Origin of the sequence: Escherichia sp. E2661 (assembly GCF_004745185.1) — a bacterium.
Taxonomy (GTDB): Bacteria; Pseudomonadota; Gammaproteobacteria; order Enterobacterales; family Enterobacteriaceae; genus Escherichia.
Genome location: NZ_PDIG01000002.1, coordinates 14,726 through 33,462, shown reverse-complemented (window position 1 = coordinate 33,462; position 18,737 = coordinate 14,726). Strand labels below are relative to the sequence as shown.

Genomic DNA, 18,737 nt, shown 5'->3' with positions numbered 1-18,737 from the left:
GGTGACGCGTTGACGTCATCCGGTGATGCTTAATTAATACATTAACTTAATACGCTGCGTTTGCGCGTACTTCACATACTCATCTTCCGGACTACGATCGCTTACTACGATATCAAAGCGTTTCAGGTCGCCCATGCGCGCCGGACGTACTTTACCAAACTTACTGTGGTCGACAACCAGCACATGCTTTTGCGCCATCGACATAGCCCAGTGTTTTACCGGCAACTCTTCAAGATTAAAACAGGTTGCGCCTTTTTTGATATGTACACCCGCAGCGGAATAAAAAGCGATATCCGGACAAAAATTATTCAGCGTTTGTTGAAAATCGATAGGTTTGAAGATGGCGTTGCTGGCGTGAAATTCTCCACCACTAAGAAACGCCCGGCAATGTGGTTTCTCTTGCAGCGCCAGAAAGGTATTTAGTGAATAACAAACGGCGGTGAAAGGGATTTCATTATCAATCGCTTCAATAATCCAGGGCGTAGTGGTGCCGCAGTCAAAAAAGAGGGTCTGACCGGGTTCTACCAACGTCGCGGCCAGTTTCGCAGCGCGGCGTTTTTTCTTCCACCAGACGGGATTTTTGGTCGCTTAGCAGGTAATGGCTGGCGCTGCGTGGTTCGAGAACGATATAGCCGCCGAGTAATACGACGGGGGCGCTGTTGTTATTCAGGTCGCGACGAATCGTCATCTCTGAAACCCCAAGTAGGGCGGCGGCGTCCTTCAGATGTAACTTATCGCTGCGTTTTAATTCCTGGAGTAATTGCCCGATGCGCTCTTCGCGACGTGTTTCCATATTCCCTCTGAATAGTTATTGAAGCGAGCCGCCTGATATTACACGTTTTATCCGAAATCAGCCACGTACCCAGCCTTTACGGATCGGTAAGGCGAAACAGAAGCGATACCACGATTGCAGTCGCTGGTAGAGCATCGCCCCCGCAGCTTGCCAGATAATCTGCGCGCTAAGGCAACCAATCATTCCCGCTAACAATCCACCAAGCATATCCAGTGGCCAGTGGACGCCAAGGTAGACCCGCGACCAGGCAATAATTACGGCCAGCACCATGAGAAGTGATCCGGACCACAAACGATGCCAGATTAAAAATGCCAGAGCGAAGGTGAAGGTCACTGTGCCGTGATCGCTCGGGAAAGAGTCATCCGCCGCATGGTGCAGGAAGTTATAGCCGATATTCTCGACAAACGGGCGGTCATGCGGAAATAAATGCCCCATCCCCCAGGAAACAAACAGACTTACAGCCAGTGCGATCGCTATTTTTATCACTATCTGCCGTTGCGCCGTACGTCCCCACAGCCAAAGTACCCCGGCCAGTAGCGGCACCACAGTAATCAAATCTTTGGCAATAAAAATCGCCAACGAGATCATCCACGGAGAAGAATCTGGCGTGGCATTAATTAGAGAGAATAATGAGTAATTGAGATTTTCCAGCATAACTTCCAGACTCATAAGGTGTTTAATGGGGAGCCGTCAGGCAAGGCGGTGAGAATAAGGTGCATGTTAAACAGGGTAAAGCGGCATCGTCTTATTTCTCATAAGCGGCCCGTATTACGTGAAGTAATGGTAACGCGCGGTAGTTAAATAAAGCTTAAAAAAAAGAGAGTCTAATCGCCGATTAATGTAAGAATGTGCTTAAGGGGCAAAAATTGCTTTCTCGTTAGCCGCGCTTTTATTAAACTTTGCGCGATTATTATTGGCGAAGAAATTGCATGCAAAATAGATTAGCTAATGGTGCCAGACTTGGACGTCAGGCATTACTTTTCCCTCTCTGTCTGGTGCTCTACGAATTCTCAACCTATATCGGTAACGATATGATTCAGCCCGGTATGTTGGCCGTGGTGGAACAGTACCAGGCGGGCATTGATTGGGTTCCTACCTCGATGACCGCGTACCTTGCGGGTGGGATGTTTTTACAGTGGCTGCTGGGGCCATTGTCGGATCGTATTGGTCGCCGTCCGGTGATGCTGGCGGGCGTAGTGTGGTTTATCATCACTTGTCTGGCGATATTACTGGCGCAAAACATTGAACAATTCACGCTGTTGCGCTTCTTGCAGGGCATAAGCCTCTGTTTCATTGGCGCTGTAGGTTACGCCGCAATTCAGGAATCCTTCGAAGAGGCGGTTTGTATCAAGATCACTGCACTGATGGCGAACGTGGCGCTGATTGCTCCGCTACTCGGCCCGTTGGTGGGCGCGGCGTGGATCCATGTGCTGCCCTGGGAAGGGATGTTTGTATTATTTGCCGCATTGGCAACGATCTCCTTCTTCGGCCTGCAACGAGCCATGCCAGAAACCGCCACGCGTATAGGCGAGAAACTGTCGCTGAAAGAGCTAGGTCGTGACTACAAGCTGGTGCTGAAGAATGGTCGTTTTGTTGCGGGGGCGCTGGCACTGGGGTTTGTTAGTCTGCCGTTGTTGGCGTGGATCGCCCAGTCGCCGATTATCATCATTACCGGCGAGCAGTTGAGCAGCTATGAATATGGTTTGCTGCAAGTTCCCATTTTCGGCGCATTAATTGCGGGGAACCTACTGCTGGCGCGACTGACCTCGCGTCGCACCGTACGTTCGCTGATCATTATGGGCGGTTGGCCGATTATGATTGGTCTGTTGGTCGCCGCTGCGGCAACGGTCATCTCATCGCACGCGTATTTATGGATGACCGCTGGGTTAAGTATTTATGCTTTCGGTATTGGTCTGGCGAATGCGGGACTGGTGCGATTAACCCTGTTTGCCAGCGATATGAGTAAAGGTACTGTCTCGGCGGCGATGGGGATGTTGCAAATGCTGATTTTCACTGTCGGTATTGAGATCAGTAAACACGCGTACCTGAACGGCGGCAATGGTCTGTTTAATCTCTTCAACCTTGCCAACGGAATTTTGTGGCTGCTGCTGATGTTTATCTTTTTAAAAGATAAACAGGTAGGAAATTCGCACGAAGGGTAAAAAAAATGCCTGATTGCACAATGCAATCAGGCATTTTCGTATTAATGGTGATGGTCATCGATCTGATGTTCGATAACCATTCCTTCGCCAACGCTGGCAAGGTGACGAACATACGGATGTGGACGGTAAGCTGGAGCAGGAGCCACATAGACGGTTTGCGGCACAGTAGCGACACTGACTGCTTGTGGAACGCTGACAGAATCAGGGACCACTACCACTTTGTATCCACTCGGCACATCGACGGTAACGCTTTGCGCCATCGTTGCACCGGCAAAGCTCATGAGAAACGCGCCCAGCAAAACATAATTCTTCATAATCATTTCGCCTGAAATAATCCGGTGAGTTAATTTCTGCGAATTATGCAGCCTTCATTCAGGCGTTGTGTTGCCGGGCGTGCTGCCGTTTTATTGATTAAATGGCGCTTCGTGTTTAAGAACTTTATCAATCACGTCCAGTACGCCTTCACGGTTATTGGAACCTGCACGATATTTCGCCGCTGCAACAACCGCGCTGCCGGCATTTTCCATTGCGAAGCTGTACCCTGCCTGACGCAGCATCTCAATATCATTACCGCCATCACCAAAGACCACGACTTCGCTGTCGTCTATTCCCCATAATTTCTGGAGTTGACGCAGACCATTGGCTTTATGCACGCCGGGGATGATTAAATCGATGCTGCCGTTGCCGGTATGCACTGGCACCATAATATCGCCGATGGCTTCATGTAATGCTTTCTGCACTTGTGGAATCAGTTCATCGGAAAGATTCAGGCCAAACTTGAAGAAGATATCTTCTAAGTTGTCAAAGTTATCGACGTATTCCAGACGGTGATAATACATTTCCGCCACAGTTTTCATGGCATCGTCATATTTTTTGAGGGTATAGGCGCTATTTTTACCGCAGGCAATAATCTCCACTTCCGGGCGCGTCAGCAAATGCGCCACGACAGTGGCAAAAGCATCTTTCGATAGCTCACCATTAAAAACATCTTTGCCTTCGCTCACTACCCAGCCGCCATTTTCCGCCACAAAAGCAATTTCATCGGCAATTTCGGGGAAGAATGAGATCAACTGATAATATTGATTCCCGCTGGCAACCACAAAGCGAATACCTTGTGCTTTCATCTGCTGATATTGGGCCATAAACCGCTCGCGGTTATAGGTTTTTTGATCGCTTAAGAAAGTACCGTCCATGTCTACCGCAATTAATTTAATGCCCATCAACTATTCTCCATCGCAGTCTGCGTTTTTGTATTGGGTTTGGCGACGGCTTTTGCGACGATAGCCGCGAGAATAACCAGCGCCAGTACAACCAGCATTGCACTACGTAATCCATAATGTTCGCCGAGATAGCCCAGCAGCGGCGGCCCGACGAGGAAAGCCAGATAACCGGTCGTTGCCACAACGCTGACACGGGTTGGCGCATCGGGGCCGGTATCACTGGCGGCTGAAATGGTCAGCGGGAAGCCCAGCGAGGCACCCAGTCCCCAAAGAACGACAGATACCCCGGCGACCCAGGCGCTATCAACAAAAATAATTAGCCCGATACCCAACGCACCCATTAGTGCACTGGCACGTACCACGGCAACGCGGCTGTAGCGATCAATAAACCAGCCGCCGGTAAAACGTCCAACGGTCATCCCCAGGGTAAAACCGGCATAAATCAGCGAGCCGGAAGTAGGGCTAAAACCGTGACCATCAACCATTAATAAGGGTAACCAGTCGTTGGCAGAACCTTCTGCAAAAGCCATTGCCAGCACCACGACACCAATTAATAGCAACTGAATATCGCGATAAAAAGGAACCCCTTTTTCACTATGCTGCGTGCCATCGGCAGCATTTTTTCCCGTACCGTCAGGGATTGCCTGAATAGCGATATAAATAGGCGCGATGCCCACCAGCGCCGCCAGCAAAATGTGAACAGTTGCCGGAACTCCAAAGGCCGTCAGCGCCATCCCTACACCAGCCCCCGCCAGCGTACCGAGGCTGTAGAAGCCATGCATCATCGGCAAAACCGTTTTATTCATTTCTCTCTCAACGGCAGCACCTTCAACGTTTATCGCCACTTCTGCGGAACCAAAACTGGCGCCAAAAACGCCAAGACCAACGGCAAAGAGCACAGGAGATGTCAGCCAGAGCGCCAGACTTAATATCATCATCCCGATCAATGCGCAGGACATCGTGACCAGGATGACATTACGCGTCCCAAAGCGTTTTACTAACCACGCCGAGCAGAGAATACCGCTCATCGAACCGATTGACAGACCAAAGAGAACACCGCCCATTTCGGCGATAGAGACAGAAAGAATGTCGCGGATAGCGGGCGTTCTGGTTGCCCAGGAAGCCATTAGAAGGCCCGGCAAAAAGAAGAACATAAACAGCGCCCAGGTACGGCGTTTCAATGCATTACGTGAAGAATTTACGGTCATAGATCACGTCAAAAAAAGAAGAGAGAAGACAACCTTAGCAAGGTTGTGTACATTTGTACACAATTGCAGAGAGAGGAAATGACATGCGTCGCGCTAACGATCCACAACGGCGAGAAAAAATCATCCAGGCCACTCTCGAGGCGGTGAAACTTTACGGAATACATGCCGTGACGCACCGTAAAATAGCTACCCTTGCCGGGGTACCGTTAGGGTCGATGACCTACTATTTTTCAGGAATTGATGAGCTATTACTGGAGGCGTTCAGTAGCTTTACGCAGACTATGTCACTGCAATATCAGGCATTTTTTTCTCGATGTCAGAGATGCCCCCAGTGCCTGCCAGGCCATCACAGAAATGATCTACAGCTCGCAGGTTGCAACGCCGGACAACATGGAACTGATGTATCAACTCTACGCGCTGGCCAGTCGAAAACCGTTATTAAAAACAGTGATGCAAAACTGGATGCAGCGCAGTCAGCAAACACTCGAACAATGGTTTGAACCTGGAACGGCCCGGGCTCTGGATGCTTTTATTGAAGGGATGACGCTGCATTTTGTCACTGACCGTAAGCCGCTATCGCGCGAGGAGATTTTACGGATGGTGGCACGAGTGGCGGGGCAGGAGATAAACTTCAGGCAACAAAAAACCCATCAACCTTGAACCAAAATGGCGGGGTTGATGGGCTCCACAAAATGGGGACATCAAAGAAAAGCAGTGGCACTAATTAAGACTGATGCCCCAAAGAAAAGTTCGCCGATTGTACAAAAAAAATTTCATTTTCAGGGCAACTTCAGTTTTATCCGAGTCCTGGCCATACCATGACAATGATTGTCCCGGCCAGCGTTAGCAGTACGTTAGCTATTGCATAAGTACCCGCATAACCTAAGGCTGGGATGTTACTGCGTGCGGTGTCGCTGATGATCTCCATTGCCGGAGCACAAGTACGCGCGCCCATCATCGCGCCGAACAGGAGTGCGCGGTTCATACGCAGTACATAAGCGCCGAACAGGAAGCAGATAACCACCGGCACCAGACTGACAATCAATCCGGCAATTAACATCTGACCACCGATCGCGCCCAGGCCGTTATTAATGCCGCTACCGGCGCTTAAACCAACGCCTGCCATAAACACCATCAAGCCGAACTCTTTCACCATGCTTAACGCTCCCTGCGGAATGTAACCGAAGGTCGGGTGGTTAGCGCGCATAAAGCCCAACATAATGCCGGCGAATAACAAGCCAGCAGCGTTACCCATGCCGAAGCTAAATGTACTGAACTGGAAGGTGATCATCCCGATCATCAGGCCAATAACAAAGAACGCGCAGAATGCCAGCAGGTCTGTGACCTGGCTGTGAATCGAGATAAAGCCGATGCGGTCAGCAATGGTTTTCACGCGACGGGCATCGCCGCTCACCTGTAAAACATCACCTTTATTAAGCACAACGTTGTCATCAATTGGCATCTCAATCTGGCTGCGGATGACGCGGTTAAGGAAGCAACCGTGATCGGTCAACTTCAGTTGTGCCAGACGTTTACCTACCGCGTTATGGTTTTTGACGACGACCTCTTCAGTGACGATACGCATGTCGAGAAGGTCACGATCAAAAACTTCTTTACCGTTACGGAAGCTGGGATCGAGGCGGGCGTGAGCGTCTGGATATCCCACTAACGCTATCTCATCGCCCATTTGCAGCACGGCGTCGCCATCCGGATTTGCCAGAATCCCGTTACGACGAATACGTTCAATGTAGCAACCAGTTTGACGATAAATACCCAATTCACGCAGATTTTTGCCGTCGGTCCAGGCCACCAGCTCCGGGCCGACACGGTAGGCGCGGATCACCGGCAAATAAACTTTTCGGCTGGCATCGGTGTCCAGGCCACGTTCGCGAGCGATTTGTTGGGCGCTGGTCTGTAAATCCTGATGTTGCAACTTCGGTAAATAACGTGCACCGACAATTAAACTCACCAGGCCAATTAAATAAGTTAACGCATACCCAAGGCTTAGATTATCCAGTGCTGTGGAGAGCTGTCCGCTTTCCATACCGGAATGGCGTAATGTGTCGCCAGCACCGACCAGAACCGGTGTCGATGTCATGGAGCCAGCCAACATACCGGCCGTCAGACCGATATCCCAGCCAAACAGCTTACCCAACCCTAAGGCGATCGCCAGCGCACTGCTAACCATCACCAGAGCTAACATTAGGTAATTTTTCCCATCGCGGAAAAAAATGGAAAAAAAAGTTGGGTCCGGCTTCGACCCCGACGCAGAAAATAAACAACATAAAGCCAAGATTAAGCGCGTCGGTGTTAATGCTGAAATGTTGTTGCCCTAATAGTAACGAGACGACTAAAACGCCAATGGAATTACCCAGTTGGATTGAACCAAGTCGTAATTTTCCTAGACATAGTCCAAGCGCAAGGACTACAAATAATAACAGAATGTAATTCCCATTTAACAATTCGGCGACGTTTATATTCACGGAGACTAACTTCTTGTTTACGAGTAAGCTGTTGAAAGAAATGATAATTTAAGATAATGTTTTTACCTGAAATCAGGGCGCGGATTCATTCAGCGCACATAAGCAATAGTAAAGAAACAATATATTTTACTAGTGTAATCACATTAAGTACCAACGGCTATAAAAATTGCGTTGGCCTATATTAGCATGGAATGCGAAGCGGCTTTATCTTACTGAACGCCATAGTGGCGAAAATGTGTTCGATAGAGGCAGTGTCAGGAGGAGCGAGTGAAACATAAACAACGTTGGGCGGGGGCAATCTGCTGTTTTGTCCTCTTCATTGTAGTGTGCCTGTTCCTGGCGACGCAAATGAAAGGCGCTTTTCGGGCTGCCGGGCATCCTGAAATCGGCTTGCTGTTTTTCATTCTTCCTGGGGCGGTTGCCAGCTTTTTTTCGCAGCGTAGAGAAGTCCTTAAACCGCTGTTTGGCGCAATGCTGGCGGCACCGTGTTCTATGTTAATTATGCGTCTGTTTTTTTCACCAACACGCTCATTCTGGCAAGAGCTGGCGTGGTTATTGAGCGCCGTCTTCTGGTGTGCGTTGGGAGCGTTGTGTTTCTTGTTTATTAGTAGTTTGTTCAAGTCACAGCACAGAAAAAATCAATAAAGCCCTCAAACAGAGAGGGCTTATCCGGCAATCAGGCTTCAAGATTCTCTTTCACCCAGGCAGCAAAATCGGTATAGCCGCCGATGTGTTGCTGATCGACAAAGATCTGCGGTACGGTTTCTACTGGTTTACCCGCTTTCTGTTGTAAATCTTCTTTGCTAATCCCTTCTGCACGAATATCAACATACTGATATTCAAAGTCATCGCGTTCATTACTCAGTTTGTCTGCCAACTCTTTAGCACGCACGCAGTAAGGGCAACCCGGACGACCAAAAATAACGGTTTGCATTGTTTCTCTCCTCATCTGTTTATGTCCGCCATGATTACGCCAAAATTTATTCGCTGAAAGCAGGTTTAACCTGTTGCATTGATTGCTTAAAGCTATAACTGTTAAGTACAACGCAACGAAAGGTTTTAAAATAGCAATTCACTTTGCAGAGGGAAGCCTATGCGCGCGATCGGTAAATTACCTAAAAGCGTGTTGATACTGGAATTCATCGGCATGATGTTACTGGTGACGGCGCTGCTGTCGTTAAGCCATTACCTTTCGCTTCCGGTACCGTTTTCGACGCCAGAGATACAAATTCTGATGATTTTTCTCGGTGTTTTGCTCATGCTTCCCGCTGCGGTGGTGGTTATTCTTCAGGTGGCAAAACGGCTTGCCCCACAACTGATGAACCGCCCACTGGAATCTTCACGTTCAGAAAGAGAAAAAGATAATGACGCCAACCATTGAACTTATTTGTGGCCATCGCTCCATTCGCCATTTCACTGATGACCCCATTTCTGAGGCGCAGCGTGAGGCGATTATCAACAGCGCCCGAGCGACTTCCAGTTCCAGTTTTTTGCAATGCAGTAGCATTATTCGCATTACCGATAGAACGCTGCGTGAAGAACTGGTAACGCTGACCGGCGGGCAAAAACACGTAGCGCAAGCGGCGGAGTTCTGGGTGTTCTGTGCCGACTTTAACCGTCATTTACAGATCTGTCCGGATGCACAACTTGGCCTGGCGGAACAACTGTTGCTCGGTGTCGTTGATACGGCAATGATGGCGCAAAATGCGTTAACTGCAGCGGAATCGCTGGGGTTGGGCGGAGTATATATTGGTGGACTGCGCAATAATATCGAAGCAGTGACAGAACTGCTGAAGTTACCAAAGCATGTTCTGCCGTTGTTTGGTCTGTGTCTAGGTTGGCCTGCGGATAACCCGGATCTCAAGCCGCGTTTACCTGCCTCCATTTTAGTGCATGAAAACAGCTATCAACCGCTGGATAAAGACGCTCTGGCGCAGTATGACGAGCAACTGGCGGAATATTATCTCACCCGTGGCAGCAATAATCGTCGGGATACCTGGAGCGACCATATTCGTCGGACAATCATTAAAGAAAGCCGTCCTTTTATTCTCGATTATTTACATAAACAAGGTTGGGCGACGCGCTAAAACCGTAACGCCGATGTATTATACGCGGGCTTTTGACCAGGTCTGACAGAGAGGTGCAGGGTGAAAATTGCCATATTGTCCCGGGATGGAACGCTCTATTCGTGTAAGCGGCTGCGTGAAGCTGCCATACAGCGCGGTCACCTGGTTGAAATTCTCGATCCGCTTTCTTGCTATATGAACATAAATCCTGCGGCGTCTTCTATTCATTATAAAGGCCGCAAGCTACCCCATTTTGACGCGGTGATCCCACGCATTGGCACCGCCATTACCTTTTATGGGACGGCGGCGCTACGCCAGTTCGAAATGCTGGGGAGCTATCCGTTGAATGAATCGGTCGCGATTGCCCGTGCGCGTGACAAATTGCGTTCCATGCAACTGTTAGCGCGACAGGGCATTGACCTGCCTGTAACAGGTATGGCGCATTCGCCGGATGATACCAGCGACTTAATCGAGATGGTCGGTGGTGCGCCGCTGGTGGTCAAGTTGGTCGAAGGCACGGCAGGGGATTGGAGTGGTGCTTGCGGAGACGCGTCAGGCAGCAGAAAGCGTAATTGACGCTTTTCGCGGTCTTAATGCGCATATTCTGGTGCAGGAATATATAAAAGAAGCAAAAGGCCGTGATATCCGTTGTCTGGTCGTTGGCGATGAAGTGGTCGCGGCAATTGAACGGCAGGCGAAAGAGGGCGATTTTCGCTCCAATTTGCATCGCGGAGGTGCGGCAAGCATTGCCAGTATTACCCCGCAGGAGCGTGAAATTGCCATAAAAGCCGCGCGAACGATGGCTCTGGATGTTGCTGGTGTGGATATTCTGCGTGCAAATCGCGGACCGTTAGTGATGGAGGTGAATGCGTCGCCCGGTCTGGAAGGAATAGAGAAAACCACCGGTATCGACATCGCGGGTAAAATGATCCGTTGGATTGAGCGCCACGCCACGGCAGAATATTGCTTAAAAACCGGTGGTTAGTCGCAATAACGTGACTGATCATGGTTTTGCCTGCGCTTTTTGCGTAAGCTGTGCCAGTCTTTTTATCGGAAGAGGTTGTACAAAATTATGACATCGCTGGTCGTTCCTGGTCTGGATACGTTGCGTCAATGGCTCGATGACCTGGGGATGAGTTTTTTTGAATGTGATAACTGTCAGGCGCTACATTTGCCGCATATGCAGAATTTCGACGGTGTCTTTGATGCCAAAATCGACCTGATTGATAACACGATCCTGTTTTCTGCTATGGCGGAAGTCAGACCTTCAGCCGTGTTGCCGCTGGCGGCGGATTTGTCGGCCATCAATGCCAGTTCACTGACTGTGAAAGCATTTCTTGATATGCAGGATGATAATCTGCCAAAGCTGGTGGTTTGCCAGTCTTTATCCGTTATGCAGGGCGTAACCTATGAACAGTTTGCATGGTTCGTACGCCAGAGTGAAGAGCAGATTTCGATGGTCATCCTTGAAGCCAATGCCCATCAACTGCTGTTGCCGACTGACGATGAAGGGCAAAATAACGTTACCGAAAACTATTTCCTTCATTGATAACTCTTTTTGAGCACGCAGTCGCTGCCGCAGTGACTGCGCATTATAATATTTCCTGCTAAATTTAACCTTCCATTAAAGATTTTTTCACTTGTCTTGTGCCGAATTTGCTTTATCACATAGAGCAAATGCGCATAAAAATTTGTTAAATACTGTTTTTTAATTACAGCTATAGTTTCAAACCCTGGCTAAAGTTATTCTTGCAAGGCTTTTATATAGCGAGCAATGCTGGCCGGGAGAGAGTTCTCTTTTCTTGCGCCGCGCCGATAAAAAATATGCATGTTTATTGCATATCTTTCAGTGTGACAACTTTTGTTCGTTTGTTAACGAACTTTCAGAAGGAAAGAGATATGACCGCCTTAAATAAAAAATGGCTATCGGGTCTGGTTGCAGGTGCTCTGATGGCCGTCTCTGTCGGCACGCTCGCGGCTGAACAAAAAACACTCCACATCTATAACTGGTCTGATTATATCGCTCCAGATACAGTGGCAAATTTTGAAAAAGAGACGGGTATAAAAGTCGTCTACGATGTTTTCGATTCCAACGAAGTATTGGAAGGCAAGTTAATGGCGGGGAGCACCGGCTTTGATCTTGTCGTTCCATCAGCCAGTTTTCTTGAACGCCAGCTGACTGCTGGTGTATTCCAGCCGTTGGATAAAAGCAAATTGCCAGAATGGAAGAATCTCGATCCAGAACTGCTGAAGCTGGTGGCAAAACACGATCCCGACAATAAATTTGCCATGCCGTATATGTGGGCGACCACCGGAATTGGCTACAACGTCGATAAAGTCAAAGCGGTACTGGGCGAAAACGCGCCCGTCGATAGCTGGGACTTGATCCTCAAACCTGAAAATCTGGAAAAACTGAAAAGCTGCGGTGTCTCTTTCCTTGACGCGCCGGAAGAAGTTTTTGCTACCGTGCTGAATTATCTCGGCAAAGATCCCAACAGCACCAAAGCGGATGATTACACTGGCCCGGCAACCGATCTGCTGTTAAAGCTGCGTCCAAATATTCGTTATTTCCATTCATCTCAATACATTAACGATCTGGCAAACGGCGATATTTGCGTCGCTATTGGCTGGGCGGGCGATGTGTGGCAGGCGTCTAACCGCGCGAAAGAAGCGAAAAACGGTGTGAATGTCTCGTTCTCGATTCCAAAAGAAGGGGCGATGGCATTCTTTGATGTATTCGCCATGCCTGCGGATGCCAAAAATAAAGACGAAGCGTATCAGTTCCTGAATTACCTGCTGCGTCCGGATGTCGTAGCGCATATCTCCGACCATGTGTTCTATGCTAACGCCAATAAAGCAGCCACGCCGCTGGTGAGTGCGGAAGTCCGTGATAACCCAGGAATTTACCCGCCTGCGGACGTTCGCGCCAAAATGTTCACACTACAAGTGCAGGATCCAAAAATCGATCGGGTGCGCACTCGCGCCTGGACCAAAGTGAAGAGCGGAAAATAATCTGCTGTTGTAGATGCCGGACGGGTGCACCACACCCGCCGGCAATTCGCACCATCATGGTGCGCTTGCACACATTCAATGCCGGAGAGCAGCCGTGAATGACGCTATCCCTCGCCCGCAGGCGAAAAGTCGTAAGTCGCTGACACCACTATTAGAAATCCGTAATTTGACCAAATCCTACGATGGTCAACATGCGGTCGATGATGTCAGTCTGACCATTTATAAAGGCGAAATCTTTGCACTGCTGGGCGCATCCGGCTGTGGTAAATCCACGCTGTTACGTATGCTGGCAGGTTTTGAACAACCTTCTGCCGGGCAGATTATGCTTGATGGCGTCGACCTGTCACGGGTTCCTCCTTATCTACGCCCCATCAATATGATGTTTCAGTCTTACGCACTGTTTCCGCATATGACCGTGGAACAGAACATCGCCTTTGGCCTGAAGCAGGACAAATTGCCAAAAGCGGAAATTGCCAGCCGGGTCAACGAGATGCTCGGACTGGTACATATGCAGGAGTTCGCCAAACGCAAACCACACCAGCTTTCCGGTGGCCAACGCCAGCGTGTGGCCCTGGCCCGAAGCCTTGCCAAGCGCCCGAAACTATTACTGCTCGATGAGCCGATGGGCGCGCTGGATAAAAAAATTGCGTGACCGGATGCAGCTTGAAGTGGTGGATATTCTGGAGCGTGTCGGCGTGACCTGCGTAATGGTTACTCACGATCAGGAAGAGGCGATGACCATGGCGGGGCGTATCGCCATTATGAATCGCGGGAAATTTGTTCAGATTGGCGAGCCGGAAGAGATTTACGAGCATCCGACTACCCGCTACAGCGCCGAGTTTATTGGTTCAGTCAACGTCTTTGAAGGGCTACTAAAAGAGCGTCAGGAAGACGGCCTGTTGCTCGATTCACCGGGGCTGGTCCATCCGCTGAAAGTCGATCCGCTGGCGTCAGTGGTCGATAACGTGCCGGTACATGTGGCGCTGCGACCGGAAAAAATCATGCTTTGCGAGGAGCCGCCCGCCAATGGTTGTAACTTCGCGGTGGGGGAGGTGATACACATTGCCTATCTCGGCGATCTTTCGGTGTATCACGTTCGTCTGAAAAGCGGGCAGATGATTAGCGCCCAGCTACAAAACGCGCATCGTCACCGCAAAGGGCTACCGACCTGGGGTGATGAAGTTCGTTTATGTTGGGAAGTGGACAGTTGTGTGGTGCTGACGGTTTAAGGAGCAAAGATGAGTACACTTGAACCTCCTGTCCAGCCGGGCGGGTTAAAACAGTGGCTTACGCAGTGGCAGATGAAGCACGGGCGCAAACTGGTCATTGCGTTGCCATATATCTGGTTGATCTTGCTGTTTCTGCTGCCATTTCTGATTGTCTTTAAAATAAGCCTGGCGGAGATGGCGCGCGCCATTCCACCTTATACCGAACTGATGGAGTGGGCTGACGGGCAACTGTCCATCACCCTTAATTTCGGTAATTTCCTGCAACTGACCGACGATCCGCTCTATTTCGATGCTTATCTCCAGTCGTTACAGGTGGCGGCGATTTCGACATTTTGCTGTTTACTGATCGGCTACCCGCTGGCGTGGGCGGTGGCGCACAGTAAACCCTCGACCCGCAATATCTTATTGCTGCTGGTGATCCTGCCGTCGTGGACCTCGTTTCTGATCCGCGTTTATGCCTGGATGGGAATATTAAAAAACAATGGCGTGCTGAATAACTTCCTGCTGTGGCTGGGCGTTATCGATCAACCGCTGACCATTCTGCATACCAACCTGGCGGTCTATATTGGCATTGTTTACGCCTATGTGCCGTTTATGGTGCTGCCGATCTACACCGCGTTGATTCGTATTGATTATTCGCTGGTGGAAGCGGCGCTGGATCTCGGTGCACGCCCGCTGAAAACGTTCTTTACTGTGATCGTGCCGCTGACTAAAGGTGGGATTATTGCCGGGTCGATGCTGGTGTTTATCCCGGCCGTGGGCGAGTTTGTGATCCCGGAACTGCTCGGCGGTCCGGATAGCATCATGATCGGGCGCGTGCTGTGGCAGGAGTTCTTCAATAACCGTGACTGGCCAGTAGCCTCTGCAGTGGCGATTATCATGTTGTTGTTGCTAATCGTGCCTATTATGTGGTTCCACAAGTATCAGCAAAAAAGTGTGGGAGAACACGGATGAATAATTTACCGGTCGTTCGTTCGCCCTGGCGGATTGTGATTTTGCTGCTGGGCTTCACCTTTCTTTATGCGCCAATGCTGATGCTGGTTATCTATTCATTTAACAGCTCGAAGCTGGTGACGGTGTGGGCGGGCTGGTCAACGCGTTGGTACGGTGAGTTATTGCGCGATGACGCAATGATGAGTGCAGTTGGTTTAAGTCTGACAATTGCGGCCTGTGCGGCGACGGCGGCGGCGATCCTCGGGACAATTGCGGCGGTGGTGCTGGTGCGCTTTGGCAGGTTTCGCGGATCAAATGGTTTTGCCTTTATGATCACCGCGCCGCTGGTAATGCCAGATGTGATCACGGGATTGTCGCTGTTATTGTTATTCGTCGCGCTTGCTCATGCCATTGGCTGGCCTGCGGACCGCGGTATGCTCACCATCTGGCTGGCGCATGTCACTTTCTGTACGGCTTATGTGGCAGTCGTTATTTCGTCGCGCCTGCGGGAACTTGATCGCTCGATAGAAGAAGCGGCGATGGATCTCGGTGCGATGCCGCTGAAAGTGTTTTTCGTCATTACGCTACCGATGATCATGCCCGCGATTATTTCTGGCTGGTTACTGGCTTTTACTTTGTCGCTTGATGATCTGGTGATTGCCAGCTTTGTTTCCGGCCCGGGAGCCACGACGTTACCGATGCTGGTCTTCTCCAGCGTGCGGATGGGGGTGAATCCAGAAATTAACGCACTTGCAACGTTAATTCTCGGTGCGGTCGGAATTGTCGGATTTATCGCCTGGTATCTGATGGCGCGTGCAGAAAAGCAGCGGATACGTGATATCCAGCGTGCAAGACGTGGCTGAAGACACTAAAATTTGCCAACCTGGCTACATAATGCCGCGCATGTCGCGGCATTGTTTTCATGGAAGACGAACCGTTGGGATTTTTTAAGAAAACATCTTCATCACATGCTCGCCTGAATGTGCCTGCGCTGGTGCAGGTGGCGGCGCTCGCCATTATTATGATCCGTGGCCTCGACGTGTTGATGATTTTCAATACATTAGGCGTGCGCGGTATTGGCGAGTTCATTCATCGCAGCGTACAAACCTGGAGTTTAACGCTGGTCTTTTTAAGCAGTCTGGCGCTGGTTTTTATTGAGATCTGGTGTGCGTTTTCGCTGGTGAAAGGGCGTCGCTGGGCGCGCTGGCTGTATCTGCTGACACAAATCACGGCCGCCAGTTATTTGTGGGCGGCTTCGCTGGGTTATGGTTATCCGGAGTTGTTCAGCATTCCCGGTGAATCAAAACGTGAAATCTTCCATAGCCTGATGCTGCAGAAGCTGCCGGATATGCTCATCCTGATGCTGCTGTTCGTTCCCTCGACTAGTCGGCGGTTCTTCCAGTTGCAATAATGTGTATAATCGTCGCCCCTGATGATGTGAAGGTCAATGTATGCAGTGCGCACTTTACGACGCGGGTCGCTGTCGTTCCTGTCAGTGGATAACGCAGCCGATTCCACAGCAACTCTCCGCTAAAACCGCCGATCTTAAGAATCTGCTGGCCGATTTTCCGGTTGAGGATGGTGCGCGCCGGTGTCAGGCCCAGAACAAGGGTTTCGTAATAAAGCCAAAATGGTGGTGAGTGGCAGCGTTGAAAAACCACTGCTCGGTATGCTGCATCGCGACGGCACACCGGAAGACCTTTGTGACTGCCCGCTTTATCCTGCCTCATTTGCGCCCGTTTTTGCGGCGTTAAAACCGTTTATCGCCCGTGCGGGGCTAACGCCCTACAACGTGGCGCGTAAGCGTGGCGAACTGAAATACATTCTGCTGACTGAAAGCCAGAGCGATGGCGGCATGATGCTGCGTTTTGTACTGCGTTCTGATACCAAACTGGCGCAACTGCGTAAGGCGCTGCCGTGGTTACAGGAACAACTACCGCAGCTGAAAGTTATTACCGTCAATATTCAGCCGGTACATATGGCGATTATGGAAGGGGAGACGGAGATCTACCTGACGGAACAACAGTCGCTGGCAGAGCGTTTTAACGATGTGCCGCTGTGGATCCGTCCGCAAAGTTTCTTCCAGACTAATCCGGCGGTCGCCAGCCAGCTGTATGCCACCGCGCGCGACTGGGTACGGCAGCTGCCGGTTAAACATATGTGGGATCTGTTCTGTGGCGTGGGGGGCTTTGGTTTACACTGCGCGACGCCTGACATGCAGTTAACCGGGATCGAAATTGCGCCAGAGGCCATTGCCTGTGCAAGGCAGTCAGCCGCTGAACTGGGCTTAACGCGTCTGCAATTTCAGGCGCTGGATTCCACTCAGTTTGCCACCGCTCAGGGGGAGGTGCCGGAGCTGGTGCTGGTTAACCCGCCGCGCCGCGGCATTAGTAAACCGCTGTGTGATTATCTCGCAACGATGGCACCGCGTTTTATTATCTACTCCAGCTGTAACGCTCAAACGATGGCGAAAGATATCCGCGAACTGCCTGGTTATCGCATTGAACGGGTACAGCTTTTTGATATGTTCCCGCACACCGCGCACTATGAAGTGCTGACGCTGCTGGTGAAGCAATAAAAAAGCCGCAGGTGCGGCTTCAGATTGCTGATCAGGTGCGCTTTGTTCATGCCGGATGCGGCGTGAACGCCTTATCCGGCCTACAAAATCATGCTAAATCAATACATTGCAGAGTTGATGTGGGCCGGATAAGCGCAGCGCATCTGGCAATCTTACTTTTATCATCAGTCTCAATTACTGTGGGAACCACTGGTCATTGATTTTCTGATACGAGCCGTCAGCTTTAATTGCTGCCAGCGCGTTATTCAGTTTTTCCAGCAGAGCTTTGTTATCCGGACGTACAGCGATACCCAGGCCGGTGCCGAAGTATTGCGGATCGGTCACTTTTTCAGTCGCAACGCCCAGTTGCGGATTGGTTTTCAGCCATTCGTTTACCACCGCGGTGTCACCAAATACCCCATCAATACGACCATTTTTCAGATCGATAAAGGCATTCTGATAACTGTCATAGGAGACAGTTTTCACTTCCGGGTGCTGATCCTGAATATATTTCTGGTGCGTGGTGCCGTTTTCCATCCCAATGCGTTTTCCTTTCAGGTCGGCAAACGTTTTGTAGGTATCTTTTTTGGCAATCACGACGGCTGAGTTTTCATAGTAGGGCGTGGTAAACGATACCTGCTTGCTACGCTCCGGCGTGATATCCATACCGGAGATTACGGCGTCATATTTTCTGAATTTCAGTGACGGGATCAGGCTGTCGAAAGCGTGATTAGTAAAAGTACATTCTGCCTGCATTTGTTTGCACAAGGCTTTTGCCAGGTCGATATCAAAGCCGACAATCTGGTTATTGGCATCCATCGACTCGAACGGAGGATAGGTCGCTGATACGCCAAAATTGATTTTCTCTGCGGCAGAAGCACCGAAAGTAAAGGAAGCAAGTAAAGCGGCAAGAACTAACTTTTTCATGATGGAACTCCCGTCTGTCAATCTTATGATTTTTGGCCGTGTCTGCGGCATGGGATAACAATGCCATTAAGTGAATTTATATGCAATAAATATGATTAAATAATTTACATTGAATAAAAAAAGACGGACAACTTAGTGGGTTGCCCG

Annotated in this window: 15 protein-coding genes and 6 pseudogenes; 13 read left to right on the top strand and 8 right to left on the bottom strand. The window is 50.0% G+C overall.

Annotated elements, in window-relative coordinates:
- Window positions 1–33: 33 nt before the first annotated feature.
- Both deoR and ybjG read right to left on the bottom strand, forming a co-directional pair.
- A pseudogene (gene deoR / locus CRI63_RS02025) lies at window positions 34–793 on the bottom strand (DNA-binding transcriptional repressor DeoR).
- 57 nt (window positions 794–850) lie between these two features.
- On the bottom strand, window positions 851–1,447 hold the full coding sequence (gene ybjG / locus CRI63_RS02020; RefSeq protein ID WP_135518364.1) for an undecaprenyl-diphosphate phosphatase: 597 nt from the start codon (window positions 1,445–1,447) through the stop codon (window positions 851–853).
- 275 nt (window positions 1,448–1,722) lie between these two features.
- Between ybjG and mdfA the strand changes: the two genes are divergently transcribed.
- Window positions 1,723–2,955, top strand: a complete 1,233-nt coding sequence (gene mdfA / locus CRI63_RS02015; protein ID WP_130205191.1) for a multidrug efflux MFS transporter MdfA — start codon at window positions 1,723–1,725, stop codon at window positions 2,953–2,955.
- A 41-nt stretch (window positions 2,956–2,996) separates the two neighbouring features.
- Here the strand turns inward: mdfA and ybjH are convergent, their stop codons facing one another.
- The 3 genes from ybjH to CRI63_RS02000 form a co-directional block, all read right to left on the bottom strand.
- Complete coding sequence (ybjH, locus tag CRI63_RS02010) at window positions 2,997–3,275, bottom strand: protein YbjH (protein ID WP_130205193.1); 279 nt, start codon at window positions 3,273–3,275, stop codon at window positions 2,997–2,999.
- Between the two features lie 84 nt (window positions 3,276–3,359).
- The gene (gene ybjI / locus CRI63_RS02005) at window positions 3,360–4,175 is read right to left on the bottom strand and encodes a 5-amino-6-(5-phospho-D-ribitylamino)uracil phosphatase (protein ID WP_130205195.1); all 816 of its coding nucleotides are present in this window, start codon (window positions 4,173–4,175) and stop codon (window positions 3,360–3,362) included.
- Entirely contained in the window at window positions 4,175–5,383 is a 1,209-nt protein-coding gene (locus CRI63_RS02000; protein WP_131162165.1) for an MFS transporter, read from the bottom strand. Before CRI63_RS02000 ends, ybjI begins: the two co-directional genes overlap by 1 nt.
- Window positions 5,384–5,466: 83 nt before the next feature.
- On the opposite strand from CRI63_RS02000, the pseudogene rcdA reads away from it, so the two are divergent.
- A pseudogene (gene rcdA, locus CRI63_RS01995) lies at window positions 5,467–6,043 on the top strand (DNA-binding transcriptional regulator RcdA).
- 136 nt (window positions 6,044–6,179) lie between these two features.
- Here rcdA and CRI63_RS01990 read toward each other — a convergent pair.
- Window positions 6,180–7,866, bottom strand: a pseudogene (locus CRI63_RS01990) (aspartate:alanine antiporter).
- Between the two features lie 267 nt (window positions 7,867–8,133).
- Here CRI63_RS01990 and CRI63_RS01985 point away from each other — a divergent pair.
- Window positions 8,134–8,511: an inner membrane protein YbjM gene (locus CRI63_RS01985; RefSeq protein ID WP_130205203.1), complete on the top strand. Its 378-nt coding sequence runs from the start codon at window positions 8,134–8,136 to the stop codon at window positions 8,509–8,511.
- Between the two features lie 31 nt (window positions 8,512–8,542).
- On the opposite strand, the gene CRI63_RS01980 is transcribed toward CRI63_RS01985, so the two are convergent.
- The gene (locus CRI63_RS01980) at window positions 8,543–8,800 is read right to left on the bottom strand and encodes a GrxA family glutaredoxin (RefSeq protein ID WP_130205205.1); all 258 of its coding nucleotides are present in this window, start codon (window positions 8,798–8,800) and stop codon (window positions 8,543–8,545) included.
- A gap of 159 nt (window positions 8,801–8,959) precedes the next feature.
- On the opposite strand from CRI63_RS01980, the gene CRI63_RS01975 reads away from it, so the two are divergent.
- The 10 genes and pseudogenes from CRI63_RS01975 (at window position 8,960) to rlmC (ending at window position 17,684) form a co-directional block, all read left to right on the top strand.
- On the top strand, window positions 8,960–9,247 hold the full coding sequence (locus CRI63_RS01975) for a DUF1418 family protein (protein ID WP_130205207.1): 288 nt from the start codon (window positions 8,960–8,962) through the stop codon (window positions 9,245–9,247).
- Window positions 9,231–9,953, top strand: a complete 723-nt coding sequence (gene nfsA / locus CRI63_RS01970; protein WP_130214739.1) for a nitroreductase NfsA — start codon at window positions 9,231–9,233, stop codon at window positions 9,951–9,953. Before CRI63_RS01975 ends, nfsA begins: the two co-directional genes overlap by 17 nt.
- Before the next feature lie 60 nt (window positions 9,954–10,013).
- Window positions 10,014–10,917, top strand: a pseudogene (gene rimK, locus CRI63_RS01965) (30S ribosomal protein S6--L-glutamate ligase).
- 87 nt (window positions 10,918–11,004) lie between these two features.
- On the top strand, window positions 11,005–11,481 hold the full coding sequence (locus tag CRI63_RS01960; protein ID WP_000203025.1) for a YbjN domain-containing protein: 477 nt from the start codon (window positions 11,005–11,007) through the stop codon (window positions 11,479–11,481).
- Window positions 11,482–11,831: 350 nt separating this feature from the next.
- Window positions 11,832–12,944 (top strand): spermidine/putrescine ABC transporter substrate-binding protein PotF, encoded by a 1,113-nt coding sequence (gene potF / locus CRI63_RS01955; RefSeq protein WP_130205213.1) that lies wholly within the window; start codon window positions 11,832–11,834, stop codon window positions 12,942–12,944.
- Window positions 12,945–13,038: 94 nt separating this feature from the next.
- Window positions 13,039–14,173 (top strand): annotated as a pseudogene (gene potG, locus CRI63_RS01950) (putrescine ABC transporter ATP-binding subunit PotG).
- Window positions 14,174–14,182: 9 nt separating this feature from the next.
- A complete protein-coding gene (gene potH / locus CRI63_RS01945; protein WP_130214732.1) occupies window positions 14,183–15,127 on the top strand; it encodes a putrescine ABC transporter permease PotH in 945 nt (314 codons plus the stop codon).
- Window positions 15,124–15,969, top strand: coding sequence for a putrescine ABC transporter permease PotI (potI, locus tag CRI63_RS01940; protein ID WP_130258187.1), 846 nt, complete (start codon window positions 15,124–15,126; stop codon window positions 15,967–15,969). The genes potH and potI overlap by 4 nt, the downstream gene beginning before the upstream one ends.
- A 59-nt stretch (window positions 15,970–16,028) precedes the next feature.
- Window positions 16,029–16,517: a YbjO family protein gene (locus CRI63_RS01935; protein ID WP_130205221.1), complete on the top strand. Its 489-nt coding sequence runs from the start codon at window positions 16,029–16,031 to the stop codon at window positions 16,515–16,517.
- Window positions 16,518–16,557: 40 nt separating this feature from the next.
- Window positions 16,558–17,684 (top strand): annotated as a pseudogene (rlmC, locus tag CRI63_RS01930) (23S rRNA (uracil(747)-C(5))-methyltransferase RlmC).
- Between the two features lie 174 nt (window positions 17,685–17,858).
- On the opposite strand, the gene artJ reads toward rlmC, so the two are convergent.
- Window positions 17,859–18,590 (bottom strand): arginine ABC transporter substrate-binding protein ArtJ, encoded by a 732-nt coding sequence (gene artJ / locus CRI63_RS01925; RefSeq protein ID WP_135518334.1) that lies wholly within the window; start codon window positions 18,588–18,590, stop codon window positions 17,859–17,861.
- Between the last annotated feature and the right edge of the window lie 147 nt (window positions 18,591–18,737).

What these genes read in the sequence shown, in the direction of transcription:
- ybjG (WP_135518364.1), bottom strand. Translation starts at nt 1,447, where the DNA reads ATGCTGGAAAATCTCAATTACTCATTATTCTCTCTAATTAATGCCACG.
- mdfA (WP_130205191.1), top strand. Translation starts at nt 1,723, where the DNA reads ATGCAAAATAGATTAGCTAATGGTGCCAGACTTGGACGTCAGGCATTA.
- ybjH (WP_130205193.1), bottom strand. Translation starts at nt 3,275, where the DNA reads ATGATTATGAAGAATTATGTTTTGCTGGGCGCGTTTCTCATGAGCTTT.
- ybjI (WP_130205195.1), bottom strand. Translation starts at nt 4,175, where the DNA reads ATGGGCATTAAATTAATTGCGGTAGACATGGACGGTACTTTCTTAAGC.
- CRI63_RS02000 (WP_131162165.1), bottom strand. Translation starts at nt 5,383, where the DNA reads ATGACCGTAAATTCTTCACGTAATGCATTGAAACGCCGTACCTGGGCG.
- CRI63_RS01980 (WP_130205205.1), bottom strand. Translation starts at nt 8,800, where the DNA reads ATGCAAACCGTTATTTTTGGTCGTCCGGGTTGCCCTTACTGCGTGCGT.
- CRI63_RS01975 (WP_130205207.1), top strand. Translation starts at nt 8,960, where the DNA reads ATGCGCGCGATCGGTAAATTACCTAAAAGCGTGTTGATACTGGAATTC.
- nfsA (WP_130214739.1), top strand. Translation starts at nt 9,231, where the DNA reads ATGACGCCAACCATTGAACTTATTTGTGGCCATCGCTCCATTCGCCAT.
- CRI63_RS01960 (WP_000203025.1), top strand. Translation starts at nt 11,005, where the DNA reads ATGACATCGCTGGTCGTTCCTGGTCTGGATACGTTGCGTCAATGGCTC.
- potF (WP_130205213.1), top strand. Translation starts at nt 11,832, where the DNA reads ATGACCGCCTTAAATAAAAAATGGCTATCGGGTCTGGTTGCAGGTGCT.
- potH (WP_130214732.1), top strand. Translation starts at nt 14,183, where the DNA reads ATGAGTACACTTGAACCTCCTGTCCAGCCGGGCGGGTTAAAACAGTGG.
- potI (WP_130258187.1), top strand. Translation starts at nt 15,124, where the DNA reads ATGAATAATTTACCGGTCGTTCGTTCGCCCTGGCGGATTGTGATTTTG.
- CRI63_RS01935 (WP_130205221.1), top strand. Translation starts at nt 16,029, where the DNA reads ATGGAAGACGAACCGTTGGGATTTTTTAAGAAAACATCTTCATCACAT.
- artJ (WP_135518334.1), bottom strand. Translation starts at nt 18,590, where the DNA reads ATGAAAAAGTTAGTTCTTGCCGCTTTACTTGCTTCCTTTACTTTCGGT.